Annotated in this window: 14 protein-coding genes; 10 read left to right on the top strand and 4 right to left on the bottom strand. The window is 43.5% G+C overall.

Translation table 11 applies throughout. From position 1 onward, the window contains the following. Positions 1 to 323: 323 nt before the first annotated feature. The 3 genes from VS868_RS09455 (at position 324) to VS868_RS09445 (ending at position 2272) form a co-directional block, all read left to right on the top strand. The gene (locus VS868_RS09455; RefSeq protein ID WP_266069378.1) at positions 324 to 818 is read left to right on the top strand and encodes a hypothetical protein; all 495 of its coding nucleotides are present in this window, start codon (positions 324 to 326) and stop codon (positions 816 to 818) included. A gap of 43 nt (positions 819 to 861) precedes the next feature. Next, positions 862 to 1113 carry a hypothetical protein gene (locus VS868_RS09450; protein WP_266069379.1) on the top strand — a complete coding sequence of 84 codons (252 nt, stop codon included), beginning with the start codon at positions 862 to 864 and terminating at the stop codon, positions 1111 to 1113. A gap of 283 nt (positions 1114 to 1396) precedes the next feature. Next, positions 1397 to 2272 (top strand): DUF808 domain-containing protein, encoded by an 876-nt coding sequence (locus VS868_RS09445; RefSeq protein WP_345597003.1) that lies wholly within the window; start codon positions 1397 to 1399, stop codon positions 2270 to 2272. Positions 2273 to 2456: 184 nt separating this feature from the next. Here the strand turns inward: VS868_RS09445 and VS868_RS09440 are convergent, their stop codons facing one another. Then, the gene (locus tag VS868_RS09440; RefSeq protein ID WP_345597001.1) at positions 2457 to 3653 is read right to left on the bottom strand and encodes a hypothetical protein; all 1197 of its coding nucleotides are present in this window, start codon (positions 3651 to 3653) and stop codon (positions 2457 to 2459) included. Between the two features lie 481 nt (positions 3654 to 4134). Here VS868_RS09440 and thrA point away from each other — a divergent pair, with 481 nt between their 5' ends. Genes thrA through thrC form a run of 3 tightly spaced genes read left to right on the top strand, consistent with a single transcriptional unit; the run spans position 4135 to position 8801 of the window. Continuing rightward, positions 4135 to 6582, top strand: coding sequence for a bifunctional aspartate kinase/homoserine dehydrogenase I (gene thrA, locus VS868_RS09435; RefSeq protein WP_345596999.1), 2448 nt, complete (start codon positions 4135 to 4137; stop codon positions 6580 to 6582). Between the two features lie 3 nt (positions 6583 to 6585). Further along, positions 6586 to 7509 carry a homoserine kinase gene (locus tag VS868_RS09430; protein ID WP_345596997.1) on the top strand — a complete coding sequence of 308 codons (924 nt, stop codon included), beginning with the start codon at positions 6586 to 6588 and terminating at the stop codon, positions 7507 to 7509. Next, entirely contained in the window at positions 7506 to 8801 is a 1296-nt protein-coding gene (thrC, locus tag VS868_RS09425; RefSeq protein WP_345596994.1) for a threonine synthase, read from the top strand. Before VS868_RS09430 ends, thrC begins: the two co-directional genes overlap by 4 nt. An 80-nt stretch (positions 8802 to 8881) precedes the next feature. Here thrC and VS868_RS09420 read toward each other — a convergent pair whose 3' ends face one another. From VS868_RS09420 to VS868_RS09410, 3 genes are all read right to left on the bottom strand, one after another. Then, on the bottom strand, positions 8882 to 9403 hold the full coding sequence (locus VS868_RS09420) for a hypothetical protein (protein WP_266069386.1): 522 nt from the start codon (positions 9401 to 9403) through the stop codon (positions 8882 to 8884). A gap of 31 nt (positions 9404 to 9434) precedes the next feature. Beyond that, positions 9435 to 10586 (bottom strand): zinc-dependent alcohol dehydrogenase, encoded by a 1152-nt coding sequence (locus tag VS868_RS09415; RefSeq protein ID WP_345596992.1) that lies wholly within the window; start codon positions 10584 to 10586, stop codon positions 9435 to 9437. Positions 10587 to 10871: 285 nt separating this feature from the next. Next, positions 10872 to 11348, bottom strand: coding sequence for a DUF4168 domain-containing protein (locus VS868_RS09410; protein WP_266069389.1), 477 nt, complete (start codon positions 11346 to 11348; stop codon positions 10872 to 10874). Positions 11349 to 11480: 132 nt separating this feature from the next. Between VS868_RS09410 and VS868_RS09405 the strand changes: the two genes are divergently transcribed. The 4 genes from VS868_RS09405 (at position 11481) to arsS (ending at position 14359) form a co-directional block, all read left to right on the top strand. Continuing rightward, positions 11481 to 12374 carry a sulfotransferase domain-containing protein gene (locus VS868_RS09405; protein WP_345596987.1) on the top strand — a complete coding sequence of 298 codons (894 nt, stop codon included), beginning with the start codon at positions 11481 to 11483 and terminating at the stop codon, positions 12372 to 12374. Between the two features lie 100 nt (positions 12375 to 12474). Beyond that, complete coding sequence (locus VS868_RS09400) at positions 12475 to 12663, top strand: hypothetical protein (RefSeq protein WP_345596985.1); 189 nt, start codon at positions 12475 to 12477, stop codon at positions 12661 to 12663. Positions 12664 to 12759: 96 nt separating this feature from the next. Then, complete coding sequence (locus VS868_RS09395) at positions 12760 to 13095, top strand: arsenosugar biosynthesis-associated peroxidase-like protein (RefSeq protein WP_029036636.1); 336 nt, start codon at positions 12760 to 12762, stop codon at positions 13093 to 13095. Between the two features lie 208 nt (positions 13096 to 13303). Then, on the top strand, positions 13304 to 14359 hold the full coding sequence (gene arsS, locus VS868_RS09390) for an arsenosugar biosynthesis radical SAM (seleno)protein ArsS (protein ID WP_345596981.1): 1056 nt from the start codon (positions 13304 to 13306) through the stop codon (positions 14357 to 14359). Positions 14360 to 14361 lie beyond the last annotated feature (2 nt).

The following is a 14361-nucleotide window of genomic DNA, read 5'->3' as shown; positions in this document are numbered from 1 at the left end:
CATTCTAAGCTTTTCTTCTGGCAATTATCAGGAGAGGCCTGGAATAGCTTCGGAATTTCATTAGCTCATAACTTGCTTTTAACCAGCTCATAAATTTTCACCTACCCCTAAAGAATTTCAAATTTTCTATCTATATTGTCGGAAATTTAACAGGACAATTTCTTCTGAAGATATTTCTAAAGATCCCTGTCCTGTCACCCGAAGAAACAGCACTCCCTACAGCTGTTAGACTTACGACTCTATGTGAATCTGCCGAATGAAAAAGGCCGATGATCTCCCTACAAGAGTTTTATGTAAGTCACCGACTTAAGAATGAAAAGATTATGATTTGGTTTAAGATTAAAAGGCTTGAAAAGCTCCTGGCCCACGGTGAGCTTTCAGATTTCATTGCGTTTAAATATTTTTTGGCCCATCTTCTGCTTTTGGCCCTTTTGTACAACTTCCCAGCAAATTCTGTAGATGTTCCCGTATGGTCGCTATATCTAAAGCTAATCGTTGCTCTCACTGCGATCTCCTGGGGAATGGGAAAGACTTTCGAAATTAACCAGAATGGCGACGGCAAAGATTATCTAAAGCGCGTGATCTCGCTATCTCTTGTTGCCAGTCTTAAAACTATTGTTGCATTTTTTATTCTTGCCGCATTCATTGCTACAGCTACTCTTCTCGCTGCAAAAATGGGCTTTTATCTAACCGATTTCTGGAATCAGATTCTCTCTTTATTCATACATCTCCTTTTGATAGGAATTTATTATAAGATTCTGCTTAGCTCCTTCAGCCGTATTAATACCGCCGTGAGTAAGCAACCAAAACCCCTCTAATCTACAACCATCAACCAAACCAGCATCAAACCTAATCACAGTTATGAAAGCTATACAAAGAATTATAATTTTCACCATTATCAGCCTGTCCGGAGTCAGCATGTTATTTACAGACTGGGAAAAATACGAGGCCACGCCCTGTGGAAAACCCCCGGTAGGAATGAGATCGGAAGTTTTGTCGGCAGGCAGCACATCACAGGATTCTATTGTAAATAAGTACCAGATTTGTCGCAGCAACAGCGAACTTGAGCTACTCTCACAATTTCGTCATCGTAGGGCCCGGGCTATTCTTTAGGCAATAAGCTTTTAAATAATTTTGCTGAAGAATAGCACTCTTCCTCAAAATTGTTCAATAAAGACTTTTTTAATTTCTTCGGAAAAGATATTTTATGTGCGAGTAAAACCACTTCAGCTTACCTCTCAAAAATGGCATTTTTCAGCAGAGATTTTCCCGCTGCTTTAAGCGAGTTCCTTGCTTTTTAATAATAAAGTTATGTGAAGATGAACCAACTCCTCTCCTAATGCTCCTGAAATTTCCAAAAACCGCTTATCTTGCCTGCAAAAAATTATAACCAACTATGGCTTCAGGATTTTTTGCTCTTTTAGATGATATTGCCACTTTAATGGACGACGTTGCCATGATGTCTAAAGTCGCCGGAAAGAAAACTGCAGGAATCCTTGGTGACGACCTTGCGGTGAATGCCGAAAAGGCCTCCGGCTTCATGTCTTCCCGTGAATTGCCGGTGTTATGGGCAATCACAAAAGGCTCCTTTTTAAACAAGTTGATTATCCTGCCACTCGCCTTCTTGCTAAGCGCCTTTCTGCCAGCTGCAGTGACCGTAATTCTGATCATTGGCGGACTATATCTGGCATACGAAGGTGCAGAGAAAATTTATGAATATTTCTTTCCTCATGCTCATGAAACTGATACACCTAAACTCGAAAAACTTTCCGAAGAAGAGATTTTAAGGATCGAAAAAGAAAAAATCAAATCGGCCATTTTAACCGATTTTATACTTTCAGTAGAGATCGTCATTATTGCGTTGGGCAGTGTTACCAACGAAACTCTGGTCACGCAAATTCTTGTGGTTACCGTCATTGCTTTTATAGCTACCGTTGGCGTGTACGGTATTGTGGCCCTCATTGTAAGAATGGATGAATTTGGGGCAAAACTCATAGACCTTAATGATCGAAAAGACAGTATCTCAGACAAAATAGGAGGTTTTTTGGTTAGTGCCCTGCCTAAGGTCATTAAAAGCCTTTCGATAATTGGAACTATAGCTTTACTCCTGGTTTCAGGCGGAATTTTTGTTCATAACATTCATTTTATGCACGACCTTCTTCCCGGCTTACCGGGAATTCTGGTAGAGTTGCTCACAGGCCTGGCCGTTGGGATCTTAATGTTGTTGATCATAAAATCGGCCACCGGCGTCTGGAAGAAATTTGCTCACTAAGCCGTGTTTTGTACCTTGCGGAAAATCCTCTTCAAAAGTGCCATTTTTGGAGTACAAATGAACGAATTATTGATTTTTAGTTTAAATATTTAGGAGTAGCTGAACTGCTTCAGGTTAAGTTAAAATTCAGGAATAAAAAAAGGCTGCCAAAACCGGCAGCCTTTCAATATTAGCAATTATTTTACTATTCAAGAGTGATTGGAGTAACAATGATTCCGTCATCATCAAACAGAGGCAAATCAAGCCCGTTCATGTTGTCAAACTCATAGACTTCTTCAACTCCTGTGTCGTCATGCAGCATTACCCAAACGGTATCTCCTGCAGCAACATTGGCATCTTCTTCAAAAGTCACTACAACATCGGTGTTGTCTCCGGCTTCAAGGTACACAGGTTCAGAAATAATTTCGGGAACCTGAGGTCCGTCTCCGGCTTCATTAGTAGCATGAACTACAACCCATCCATCCATATCAACATTGATGCTTTCAACAGTAATAGTGTTGTCAACAATAGGCTGGTCATTTACTGTAAGCATACCGCTCATTGGTGCTTCAGTCACATCATTAATTGTAATTGGGGTAACCACAATATCTCCATCTTTTGTAAGAGGACTGTCAAGTCCATTCTCACCGTCAAATTCATAAACACCCTCTTCCCCGGTATCTTCATGGAGCATTACCCATAAAACATCTCCGGCTTCAACAGTGGCGTCTTCTTTTAATGGCACTCCTACATTAGCATAGGCACCGGCTTCAAGATAAACAGGTTGAGAAATGATTTCAGGAACCTGAGGGCCGTCTCCGGCGTCATTAGATTCGTGGATCACCACATACCCATCCTCTTCAAGGGTAATAGATTCAACATAAACCACCCCATTCACTAGATCCTGGTCGGCAGCAGTAAGCAAAACATCATCACCTTCTACAACTACAGTAAAGGGTACGGTTACAATATCTCCCTGTAAATCGGTAACAGGCGCATCAACACCGTTAACGGTATCAAATTCGTACACGCCGCTCTCCCCGTTATCTACGTGAAGCATTACCCATAGGGTTTCTCCATTTTGTACCTGCTCACCATCTTTTAATTCAATAGTCACATTAGTGGTAGGCCCATCATCAATTTGTTTGGGAACAGAGATAATTCCAGGCACTACAGGTGCTCCGTTATTATCACGGTGAATTACCACCCATCCGTCTTCACTAATATTTACTGAATTGATAGTTAAGGTACCATCCTGCACAGTTACCTGCTCATCTACAACAATAGCTCCGGTTGGTGGAAGATCGGGATCTACCCCACCATCATCATCATCACTACACGCCACTAATCCGAGACTTAGAATCATTGGCAACATTAAAAGATAAAATTTCTTTAATTTCATAATAGCTCTTTTTTTAAGTTTTTTTCAAAGTACCCAGATAAGATTGCAATCCCCGTTAATGCTATGCTAAATACCCTCATAAAAACCCTAATTAATATTTCTTTAATAGTCTTCGGCTAAGCACCCCTACACTTTGCAATCCTGGCATGAGCATCTTTAAAAGTTCTTCGGAAAAGCTGTTCACTTTATACAAAAAAGACTGAAATATTAAACAAACTACAGTTTTTTACGAAAAAATACTTTTATAAATTTCTTTAATTGAAAATATTGAATATATTCACCAACTGTAAGCCATACATGAGCAATAAACAGTCCACATATAATCTATTTCTTTCCGCGACAGGGACTGTTGCCACGATGACTATTACTACAATGATTATGATTACCCCTTGGGGGTAGTGATCTAATATATTTCCGTCCGCATACCTTCTTGTTTTTAAACAAGACACTAAATCATTTATAGTCTTAAAAATCCAACCTTATGAATATCCTGAAATTCGGGGGCTCGTCTGTTGCCTCTTCGAAAAATATTAAACTCGTTTCCAAGATTGTTCAAGATCATGTTAATACCGATAATACCATCGCTGTGTTTTCAGCTTTTGGCGGCGTCACCAATGAACTGCTGCAAATGGCCGAACTCGCCGCAAATGAAGACGCTTCCTATAAAGACCTGCTCGAAAAAAATGAAAAAAGACATCTTAATGTCGTCAAAGAATTAATTCAGGTAAAAGATCAAAGCCGGATCCTTGCCCGTGTAAAAAATGAATTTAACCGACTGGAAACACTGTATGAAGGGGTTTACCTGCTAAATGAGCTATCTGATCGTACCCGACACGTAATTTCGGGTTTTGGAGAAATTCTATCCTCGCTCATTATTGCTGAATACTTCCAAAGCCTGCAAGAAGACGTGCTGTTTGTTGACAGCCGGGAGCTTATTGTTTGCAGAAATACCCAGGAGAAAATTCAGGTGAACTACGAAAAGACTTATAAAAACATCCAGGATCTCTTTAACCAAAATAGGGCAAAACTCTTTGTCGTGCCCGGCTTTGTAGCCCGCAATGAGCAAGGCGTTCCCAGCACCCTTGGCCGGGGCGGGTCAGATTTTACTGCAGCGATCTTTGCCGGTGCGCTCAATTTGCAAACCCTGAAGGTTTACACCGATGTAGACGGAATGTATACCGCCAACCCCAGTATAGTGCCGCAGGCTTATGCTTTAAAGAACATCTCTTATGAAGAAGCCATGGAGCTTTCACATTTTGGTGCAAAAGTCTTATATCCTCCCACCCTTCAGCCACTTCTAAAGAATGAGATCAAGATCAATATCAAAAATACTTTTAAGCCTGAAGCAGCAGGCACCGTAATTTCTAAAGGATGTAAAGAAAACTTTAGATGGGTTACCGGCATCACTCATATTGACGCTGTAAAATTGATCAATATTGAAGGCAGCGGAATGGTGGGAGTAGCCGGGTTTTCAAAACGCTGCTTCGAGGCATTATTCCACGTGAACATAAGTGTGGTCTTAATCACCCAGGCTTCTTCGGAACACAGCATTTGCCTTGCCCTAAAAGAGGATGAAGCCCAGGCTGCAAAAGATGCGCTCAATGAAGCTTTTGAGGTAGAGATACAGTCGGGAAAAATTAAAAGTGTGGAGATTGAAGATGATATCGCCATTGTTGCGCTGGTGGGCGACCGCATGAAGAGCCATCACGGGCTAAGCGGAAAAATGTTCAGTGCGCTGGGCAATAACAATATCAACATCAGGGCCATCGCACAGGGCTCTTCAGAACGTAATATTTCAGCAGTAATCGCTAAAAAAGATGTTACCAAAGCCCTCAATGTGCTTCACGAACAATTCTTTGAAGTGCCTTCAAAAGAACTCAACCTCTTTATCACAGGGGTGGGCAATGTGGGTAGTAAACTGCTCAACCAGTTAAAGAACCAGGAAGCTTACCTCCTGGACAAACTTCGACTTAAAGTAAGGATCCTCGGCCTCTCCAACTCCAAAAAGATGGTTTTTGACGAGAACGGTCTGAATCTCGAAAACTGGAAACAACTTCTTGATAACGGAGAAAAGGGTGACAAAAATGCCTTTTTTGAGCAGGTAAAATCCCTGAACCTTCGCAACAGCATTTTTGTGGATAACACAGCCAGTCCTGAGATTTCCTCGCTATATGACCATTACCTCTCCCACTCAATTTCGGTGGTGACCTGTAATAAAATTGCCTGTTCCCAGGAATTTAAGAGCTACTCAAGACTGCAGGATCTATCACGGGAATACGGCGCTTCTTTTTTATACGAAACCAACGTAGGTGCAGGCTTACCCATTATAGATACGCTTAAGAACCTCGTGGCTTCGGGAGATAGAATCACTAAAATTCAGGCGGTGCTTTCGGGCAGCCTCAATTTTGTCTTTAATAATTATGACGCCACAGAACCTTTTTACAAGGTGGTAGAAAAAGCGATGAAAGAAGGCTATACCGAACCCGATCCTACTATTGACCTTAGCGGGGTAGACGTGGCCCGAAAAATACTCATCCTTTCCCGCGAAAGCGGACTCCAGATGGAACTTGAAGATATAGAGAATAAGAGTTTTCTTTCTAAAGAGAGTCTCGAAGCCGGTTCTAATGAAGAATTCTTTGAGATTTTAAAGAAAGACGAACCTAAGTTTAAAGAGATCTATGACAATGCCGCCCAGAACAATGCCCAGCTAAAATATGTGGCCCAGCTTGAAAATGGCAAGGCCAGTGTAGGGCTGCAACAAGTTGGCCCCGAGCATCCATTCTATAATTTGAGCGGGAGTGACAACATTGTACTTTTCTTTACAGATCGCTACAGCCAGCAGCCATTGATCGTGAAGGGAGCAGGTGCCGGTGCAGATGTCACTGCCTCCGGGATCTTCGCCGACATCATAAGAATCGGAAAAAAATAGGCCATGGACGAAATCAAAATATTTGCCCCGGCAACTGTTGCAAATCTCTCGTGCGGTTTTGACGTGCTGGGTTGTTGCCTGAAGTCTATAGGTGATGAAATGTTGCTTCGGAAGAATGCTACAGGCGAGATAAGAATAACAAAGATCACCGGACAGGACCTTCCTATGGAAGCAGATAAAAATGTAGCCGGAGTGGCCGTTCGTGCGCTCCTGAAGCATTTGAATTCGCAACAGGGTTTTGATATCGAGATCTATAAGAAGATCAAAGCAGGTAGCGGGATTGGAAGCAGTGCAGCAAGCTCGGCAGGAGCAGTTTTTGCCGTCAATAAACTTCTAAACGAGCCCTTTTCTCCCGAAGAACTTATTCCCTTTGCTATGGAAGGGGAACGCCTTGCCAGCGGAAATGCACATGCCGATAACGTCGCACCGGCACTTTTGGGCGGCTTTAACCTCATAAGAAGTTACGAGCCGCTTGAAGTAATTCACCTGCCCACTCCGCAAGATCTGCGCATGGTGATCCTGCACCCGTTAATTGAAGTAAAGACTATGGATTCCCGTTCTATCATCAGGCAGAGCATCAGCCTTCAAAAAGCTGTAAAACAGTGGGGAAATTTAGGCGCTTTTGTGAGTGCTCTGTACTCCAATGACTACGATCTTTTGGGCAGAAGCCTTAAAGATGAAATCGTAGAACCTGTACGTTCTATTTTAATTCCCTTTTTTGACGAGCTTAAGATTATAGCCCGGGAGAGCGGCGCTTTGGGATTTGGCATTTCCGGCTCGGGGCCCTCGGTCTTTGCGATGTGTAAAGGCGAGGCTTCAGCCAAACAAACGGGAGCAGCTATCCAGAAATACTACCAGGAAAAGGAAATAGACTTTGATCTTCACCTCTCTAACATAGGGAATGAAGGCGTAAAAATCATATCATGAAGTACTTCAGCTTAAACGACAAAAACCACAAAGTAAGTTTTGAAACGGCGGTGCTCAATGGTTTGGGACCCAATAAAGGGCTGTATTTTCCGGAGGAAATAAAAAAACTTCCGAAGCAATTCTTTCAACAAATCTCTTCCCTTACCCCAACCGAAATTGCCACGCAAGCAATCGGCCAGTTTGTGGAAGGAGAAATACCTCCCGCCGAATTAGCTGGCATTATAGAAAATACGCTAAATTTTGACTTCCCAGTAAAACCCGTTGAAGAGCAGGTGGGCGTACTGGAATTGTTCCACGGCCCTACCCTGGCCTTCAAAGATGTAGGTGCCAAGTTTATGGCGGGCACCCTGGGCTATTTCATAAAGAAAGGCAACATTCCGGGAGTTACGGTACTTGTGGCAACCTCGGGTGATACCGGGGGCGCCGTGGCCAGGGGCTTCCTGAAGGTAAAAGGTATTGAGGTGGTCATCCTCTACCCTAAAGGTAAAGTGAGTGAGATACAGGAGAAACAGCTCACCACTTTGGGCGAAAATATTACCGCCCTCGAAGTAGATGGTTCTTTTGATGCCTGTCAAAGCATGGTGAAAATGGCATTTTTGAATTCCGAAATTCAGCAGCATAGAAAACTCACTTCGGCCAATTCAATCAACGTGGCGCGTTGGCTGCCTCAAATGTTCTATTATTTCCTGGCCTATGAACAAGTGAAAAACAGAGATCAAAAACTGGCTTTTTCGGTACCCAGTGGTAACTTCGGAAATATTTGCGCCGGACTCCTCGCAAAAGAAATGGGTCTACCCATTGATCATTTTGTAGCTGCCAACAATGAGAACAACGTGGTCACCCGATTTTTACAAACTCAGAAATATGAACCAACCGCCAGCGTACAGACCATCTCTAACGCCATGGATGTTGGTGATCCCAGCAATTTTATTCGTATCCTGGAACTTTTCAGCAATAATTTTGAGGACCTGAAGTCGCATCTGTCTTCCTTCAGTTATACTGATGATCAAACTAAGGAAATTGTCAAGAAGGTCTATGAAGACACAGGATATTTAATGGATCCACATGGTGCTGTAGGATATTTGGGGCTCAAAGAATTCCTTCGGAAACATAAAGATTACTACGGAATTTTCCTTGAAACGGCCCACCCGGTAAAGTTCCTGGAAACTATTGAAGATGTAATTGGAAAAAAGATCCCGCTCCCGCCTGATATTGAAGCATTGAAACACCGGGAAAAGAAAGCTGTTCAAATTTCGGATTACGAAGACCTGAAGAATTTCCTTCTGAAATAAGAGACATCAAAAACAAACAGGTGTCAAAAATGCCATTTTTGACACCTGTGTTTTAATTTTAACCGAATATGAACTTCAGCTTAATCTTTTTTATCTCGCGTGAGAAACAGCAGCACGCCGGCCAATGCAGCTGCCGTGACTGCCGATTTTAGAACAAATTTTTTGCGGTTGTACTTCCATTCAGATTTTAAGCCGTGTTCGGCAAACAGGTTGGGGATATGCCCTTTTTTAAGGTCATCAACAATGCCCTCAATTTCACCAATCCTATCGGCCATCACTAACGGAAGCCAGCGCCCATAGCTCGATTCACTGTACTTAAAGGCAAAACGTCTTATGGCACCACTCAGGCCCTCTGGGGGTTGTGCTGTTCCAAAAACCGCCGGAATGTTAGGCCGTTCTACCGAATGCAATACTTCAATATTCACCGGTTGTTGCTCGGGCCGTTCCCAGGTATATCCCTCTATTTCTTCATCTGTTCTATGTTTCATGGGGTAAGTGGGATCATTTTTTGGATCCCGGTCTATTCCCCATCCTTTTATATGGCTGTGGTCGCCCCCTCTTTCATTCTTGAAGTCTTCGGGTTTGGTTTGATCTCCGATCATAAATTCTGTTTTTTAATTTAAAATGCTGCTCTTATGCTGATGGCGGAATAAGCACGGTTTTTATACAATTGTCGAGCTTATTGCTGAAAATGTGATAACCTTCGGCCACCTCTTCCAGCGGAATGCGGTGCGTGATCATTTCCTTCGGCTTGATTGTTCCCGATTTTACGTGCTCTATCATTTTTGGCAGCAGCCTTTTTACCGAAGCCTGGCTCGCCCTGATGGCAATACCCTTGTTAACAACATTCCCAATGGGCACTAAAGCATCAATAGGCCCATATACCCCAACTATTGATACGATTCCGCCCTTTTTAACCGAGTTGATAGCCCAGTGCAGCGCGGTTGTTGAGCCTCCCTGCATAAGCAGCTTTCTGCCCAGCATCGTATTCATAGTATCTCCCGCAGCTTCGGCACCCACGGCATCTATACAAACATCGGCCCCAAGCGAATCTGTGATTTTTTTAATGAACACTACCGGGTCTTCAAGTGCCGTAAAATTATACACCTCGCATTGAGCAAAATCCTTTACAAATTCAAGCCGGTAATCGAGCTTATCTATCACAATCACTCTGCCCGCACCAAAGAGCCAGGCCGATTTGGCTGCCATAATCCCTATTGGGCCGGCACCAAATACCACCACGGTATCACCTTCCTGGATGCCTCCCATTTCGGCTGCCTGGTATCCTGTGGGCACCACATCGGTAAGGAGCACGGCGTCGTCAGGATCCATCCAGTCGGGGATCACTGTAGGTCCTACATTGGCATAAGGAACCCGCACGTATTCTGCCTGCCCGCCATGGTAACCTCCTGTAGTATGTGAGTAACCAAAAATTCCCCCGGCAGCGGTAGACTGTGGATTAGCTTCATGACACATGCCGTACATTTCCTGCTTGCAAAATGCACATTTACCACAGGCAATATTAAAGGGCACCATCACCTGGTCGCCAACTTTTACTTTAGTGACCGAAGAGCCCACATCTACCACTTCTCCTATAAATTCATGGCCAAAAGTAGTTCCCACCCGGGTATCGGGCACAAGGCCGTGATACAGGTGAAGGTCTGAGCCGCAAATACAACTTCTGGTAACTTTTACAATAGCATCTTCGGGATGCTCAATTTCTGGGAAAGGACGGTCACGATCTGCACGAATCCTGAAAGGACCGCGATAATTCATTGCTAGCATACTGGTAAGTTTTTCTTTTTTAAAGCATCCATAAATCAGGAGTGAATTACACTGTGCTGATTTAGTGTGTTTTAAAATTAAAGAAAGGGATCTTCCAACAAAACTTTTTAACGATACTTTATAGCCCGCTCTGTCATTTTTGGGATGCTGCTAACAAACCCGGGAAAAAACGACACAAAAAAAAGGCTGTCTTAACAGCCCTGTTCCTGTCAGCCCGAATTTACTTCAGATTGACGTTTTACTAGCTCTTAAAACAGCCTCCTTTAATAGGAATATTTTCAGAATTTAACCCTGTAGCATCTGCTGAATTCTCTGTTGAAGTTGCGTATCAGTCTGGATTCTCATCGCAATTTGCTCATATCTTTCCAGCGTAAGTCCCTGTTGGCTGATGAACTCCTCCAATTGTTGCTGAAGTCCCGCCTGCATAGATTCAAATTGTCCTATGATCTTTTCGTGGGTCGCTTTTTCTTCGGCAGTAGCTTCTACCTCAACTTCAGGATTTACTGAAGCCTGGTGAATCTCGTTGAAACGGGCAAATTCCATCCCCTCATCTTTCACCAGCTGCATCATCTTTTGTTGCGCCTCCATCGCCACTTGTTGTACGCCCTGTAGCGCCTGTACAAATTTTGTCAGTTCGGCATCGGTTACTTCGGCCGATTGCTGTTGTTGCTCCGGCGCCTGTTGCTCCTGTGCAAAAGTCGCTGTACTACCCAGCATTAAAAATACTATAAGCGCTCCTGCCAGTTTGTTTACTTTGGTCATATTAAAAGTTTTATTTGCCGTGGGTTGGTTCAAGTACCATGCCAGCATCTTTCTGATGGCTTACTCTCATGAAAAATGGCAGTAATGCACTTTCTTCAAATTTTACTAACTTCTGGGCTAAAAAGCAGAAATATGAACATATTACAGGTTAGCGCCCCAAAATCTGGCAGCTTTTGGCTTAATACAATTCTGAAGAAAAGTTTGGAACAGGCGGGTGAAGAAATCTCTTATTTTATAAAGACACGGCCCGAATACACTACTCTTAAGCAGGAAAAACTCAGTTTTAAAGACCAGGCAGGCACCGATATGCTCAACATTGACGACAATGGTGTTACCTTTAGGGTAAGTTCTTTGCTGAAAGAGCCCGTTCCTAATATGCAGGATTATTCTCAAGAAGCCACCCTCACCTGGACGCATTCTACCTGGTGCCAAAAAACTGCTGAAGTTTTTGCCTTTTTTGACAGGAAAGTCTGCATTGTGAGAGATCCGCGAGACACGGCACTTTCGGCCGCCAAGTTTGCTTTCACGCCTTACATGCAAAAGCACTACCCTTCCCCTTATAATTCGGTTGAAGAATTTTTTTCTGCGGAATATGAACGCCTCCTGGAGCAATGGGTCTGGTTCTACGGAAATTACCTGCTGCATTCAGGAGAACTGGATTTGCATTTTGTATTCTACGAAAACCTGCTGAAATCTTTTCCGAAGGAATATGAGTCATTGCTGAAGTATCTCAATTTCGATTTGAGCGAAGAGGAAAAGAAGACCATAGCTTCAGAAGTGAGTTTTTCAAGCATGAAAGAAGAGAATCCGCGGCACCTGCACAAGGGCAAAAGCCGTAAATGGGTAGATGGATTGAGCATAGATCAAATAGAAAGAGCAGCCATAAAAGCAGGGCCGCTAATGCACATTTTTGGATATCCGATTAGCCCGGGAGAAGGGGATAAATTGCCAGCTATGCCGCTGGATATTCCCACAAAAGAACTGGAAGAAATCCTGAGCAAAATTGACTGGAAAGGGCTTTATTAGGCCTTAACCTCTAAACTTTTCTTAATTGTGCCCCTGCAAAATTTCAGAAACAAAAGTTTCTAAAGGCAATTTTGTACCTTAAACTTTAAAAGCTTTTACAATGGAAACTAACGATCGCAAGGAGAATAAAAAATCTACACCGGTAGAGAACAAAAAAACTGACAAAAAGTACCATGTCAATCAGTCAACCGAAGAAAAAACAGGAGGTAGCCTGGGCGTAATTGCCATTGGGGTAATTATTGCCATTGTGGTGCTGGGATTATTGTTCTTTTCTGATGTGTTTGCATAAGAGGTTCCAAAAATGCCATTTTTAAGACCTTATTTCACGAAGGTTTAAATGCTCTTTACCTTACACTTCCTATCTTAGAGGCCCAAAAACAAACTTATGTCAAAAACATATTATGATCCCGCCGACCTTAAGAAGTTCGGCAGTATATCGGAATGGGATGAAGAATTAGGAAGCAAATTTTTTGAATACTACAACAGCGTGTTTGAAGAAGGCGCCCTAACAGCCAGGGAGAAATCGCTTATCGCCCTTGCTGTTTCCCATGTAGTGCAATGCCCTTACTGCATCGATGCCTATACCAAAGACGGCCTACAACGCGGAATAGAAAAAGAAGAGATGATGGAAGCCATCCACGTGGGCGCAGCCATAAAAGGCGGAGCCACACTGGTGCACGGCGTCCAGATGATGAACAAGTACAACAAGTTGTCCATGTGACAACTTGTTGTACTTGTTAAGTAAAGCCGTTGCATGCAACGGCTCCGAAGCCAGGTGCGAAGCCAGGCGCTAAGCCAGCTCACACTCAAAGTAAAGCGTTACATGCAACAGCTCCGAGGTAAGATGCCAAGGGGCTCCACAGGACCACCATCCAGAGTAAAGCCGTTGCATGCAACGGCTCAGCAGTCACTATAACCACCAGTAACACATGCACACAAAATCCCTACAAGCCCGAAAAAACCTCCTCTCCAATCCGCAAGAACAGCTAAAATATCTCAGCAACGGGATCTTTGGAGACGGAGAGCTGCCGCTTTTTAAGGAAAAAGTGGCAACCACAGGAACATTTCCGCTTAAGCCCAAAAAGCTGGAGATCCTGCAGCTCAATCTCGGATATATGTGCAACCAGGTGTGTTCGCATTGCCATGTAGATGCGGGTCCCGATCGAAAGGAGATCATGACCCGCGAAACCATGCAGCTCTGCCTGAACGTGATCAGGAAATCGGGAGCACATACCTTAGACCTTACCGGCGGGGCACCCGAGATGAACCCAGACTTCAGGTGGTTTGTAGAAGAAGCTTCAAAAGCAGGGATCAAAGATTTCATTGTGCGCTCCAACCTCACCATCATCGTAGCCAACAAGAAGTACCACGATCTGCCGGAATTCTTCAGAAAACACAATGTACATGTGGTCTCGTCACTTCCGTTCTATAAAAAAGAAAAAACGGACAGGCAGCGTGGCGACGGAGTTTTTGACAAATCCATTCAGGCTCTAAAGATGTTGAATGCCGCAGGATATGGCAAAATGAACAGCGGACTCAAACTTGACCTGGTCTACAATCCTGCAGGGGCATTTTTACCGGCCAACCAGCAGGCCCTGGAACGGGATTTCAAAAAGGCATTAAAAGAGGATTTTGATATTGAATTCAATGAGCTTTTTTGTATCACTAACCTTCCAATAAGCCGATTTTTGGAGTATCTTATAGCTTCAGAAAATTATGAAGATTACATGACTGCGCTCGTTGAGGCGTACAATCCCGCAGCCGTAGAAAATGTGATGTGCAAGAACACACTTTCAGTAAGTTGGGACGGCTGGCTGTACGACTGCGATTTTAACCAGATGCTGGGGTTGAAGGTCAACTCGAAAGTGCAGCATTTAAAAGATTTTGAACCTGAAATGCTTCAGGACAGAGAGATTTGCATTTCCCAACACTGCTATGGCTGCACGGCAGGAGCAGGCAGTAGCTGCCAGGGCAGCGTAACCTGATA

The organism is Salinimicrobium sp. 3283s (assembly GCF_039602225.1).
GTDB lineage: Bacteria > Bacteroidota > Bacteroidia > Flavobacteriales > Flavobacteriaceae > Salinimicrobium > Salinimicrobium profundisediminis.
This window is presented reverse-complemented; position numbering and strand designations above follow the sequence as displayed.

What these genes read in the sequence shown, in the direction of transcription:
- VS868_RS09455 (WP_266069378.1), top strand. Translation starts at nt 324, where the DNA reads ATGATTTGGTTTAAGATTAAAAGGCTTGAAAAGCTCCTGGCCCACGGT.
- VS868_RS09450 (WP_266069379.1), top strand. Translation starts at nt 862, where the DNA reads ATGAAAGCTATACAAAGAATTATAATTTTCACCATTATCAGCCTGTCC.
- VS868_RS09440 (WP_345597001.1), bottom strand. Translation starts at nt 3,653, where the DNA reads ATGAAATTAAAGAAATTTTATCTTTTAATGTTGCCAATGATTCTAAGT.
- thrC (WP_345596994.1), top strand. Translation starts at nt 7,506, where the DNA reads ATGAAGTACTTCAGCTTAAACGACAAAAACCACAAAGTAAGTTTTGAA.
- VS868_RS09445 (WP_345597003.1), top strand. Translation starts at nt 1,397, where the DNA reads ATGGCTTCAGGATTTTTTGCTCTTTTAGATGATATTGCCACTTTAATG.
- VS868_RS09430 (WP_345596997.1), top strand. Translation starts at nt 6,586, where the DNA reads ATGGACGAAATCAAAATATTTGCCCCGGCAACTGTTGCAAATCTCTCG.
- arsS (WP_345596981.1), top strand. Translation starts at nt 13,304, where the DNA reads ATGCACACAAAATCCCTACAAGCCCGAAAAAACCTCCTCTCCAATCCG.
- thrA (WP_345596999.1), top strand. Translation starts at nt 4,135, where the DNA reads ATGAATATCCTGAAATTCGGGGGCTCGTCTGTTGCCTCTTCGAAAAAT.
- VS868_RS09410 (WP_266069389.1), bottom strand. Translation starts at nt 11,348, where the DNA reads ATGACCAAAGTAAACAAACTGGCAGGAGCGCTTATAGTATTTTTAATG.
- VS868_RS09415 (WP_345596992.1), bottom strand. Translation starts at nt 10,586, where the DNA reads ATGCTAGCAATGAATTATCGCGGTCCTTTCAGGATTCGTGCAGATCGT.
- VS868_RS09395 (WP_029036636.1), top strand. Translation starts at nt 12,760, where the DNA reads ATGTCAAAAACATATTATGATCCCGCCGACCTTAAGAAGTTCGGCAGT.
- VS868_RS09420 (WP_266069386.1), bottom strand. Translation starts at nt 9,403, where the DNA reads ATGATCGGAGATCAAACCAAACCCGAAGACTTCAAGAATGAAAGAGGG.
- VS868_RS09405 (WP_345596987.1), top strand. Translation starts at nt 11,481, where the DNA reads ATGAACATATTACAGGTTAGCGCCCCAAAATCTGGCAGCTTTTGGCTT.
- VS868_RS09400 (WP_345596985.1), top strand. Translation starts at nt 12,475, where the DNA reads ATGGAAACTAACGATCGCAAGGAGAATAAAAAATCTACACCGGTAGAG.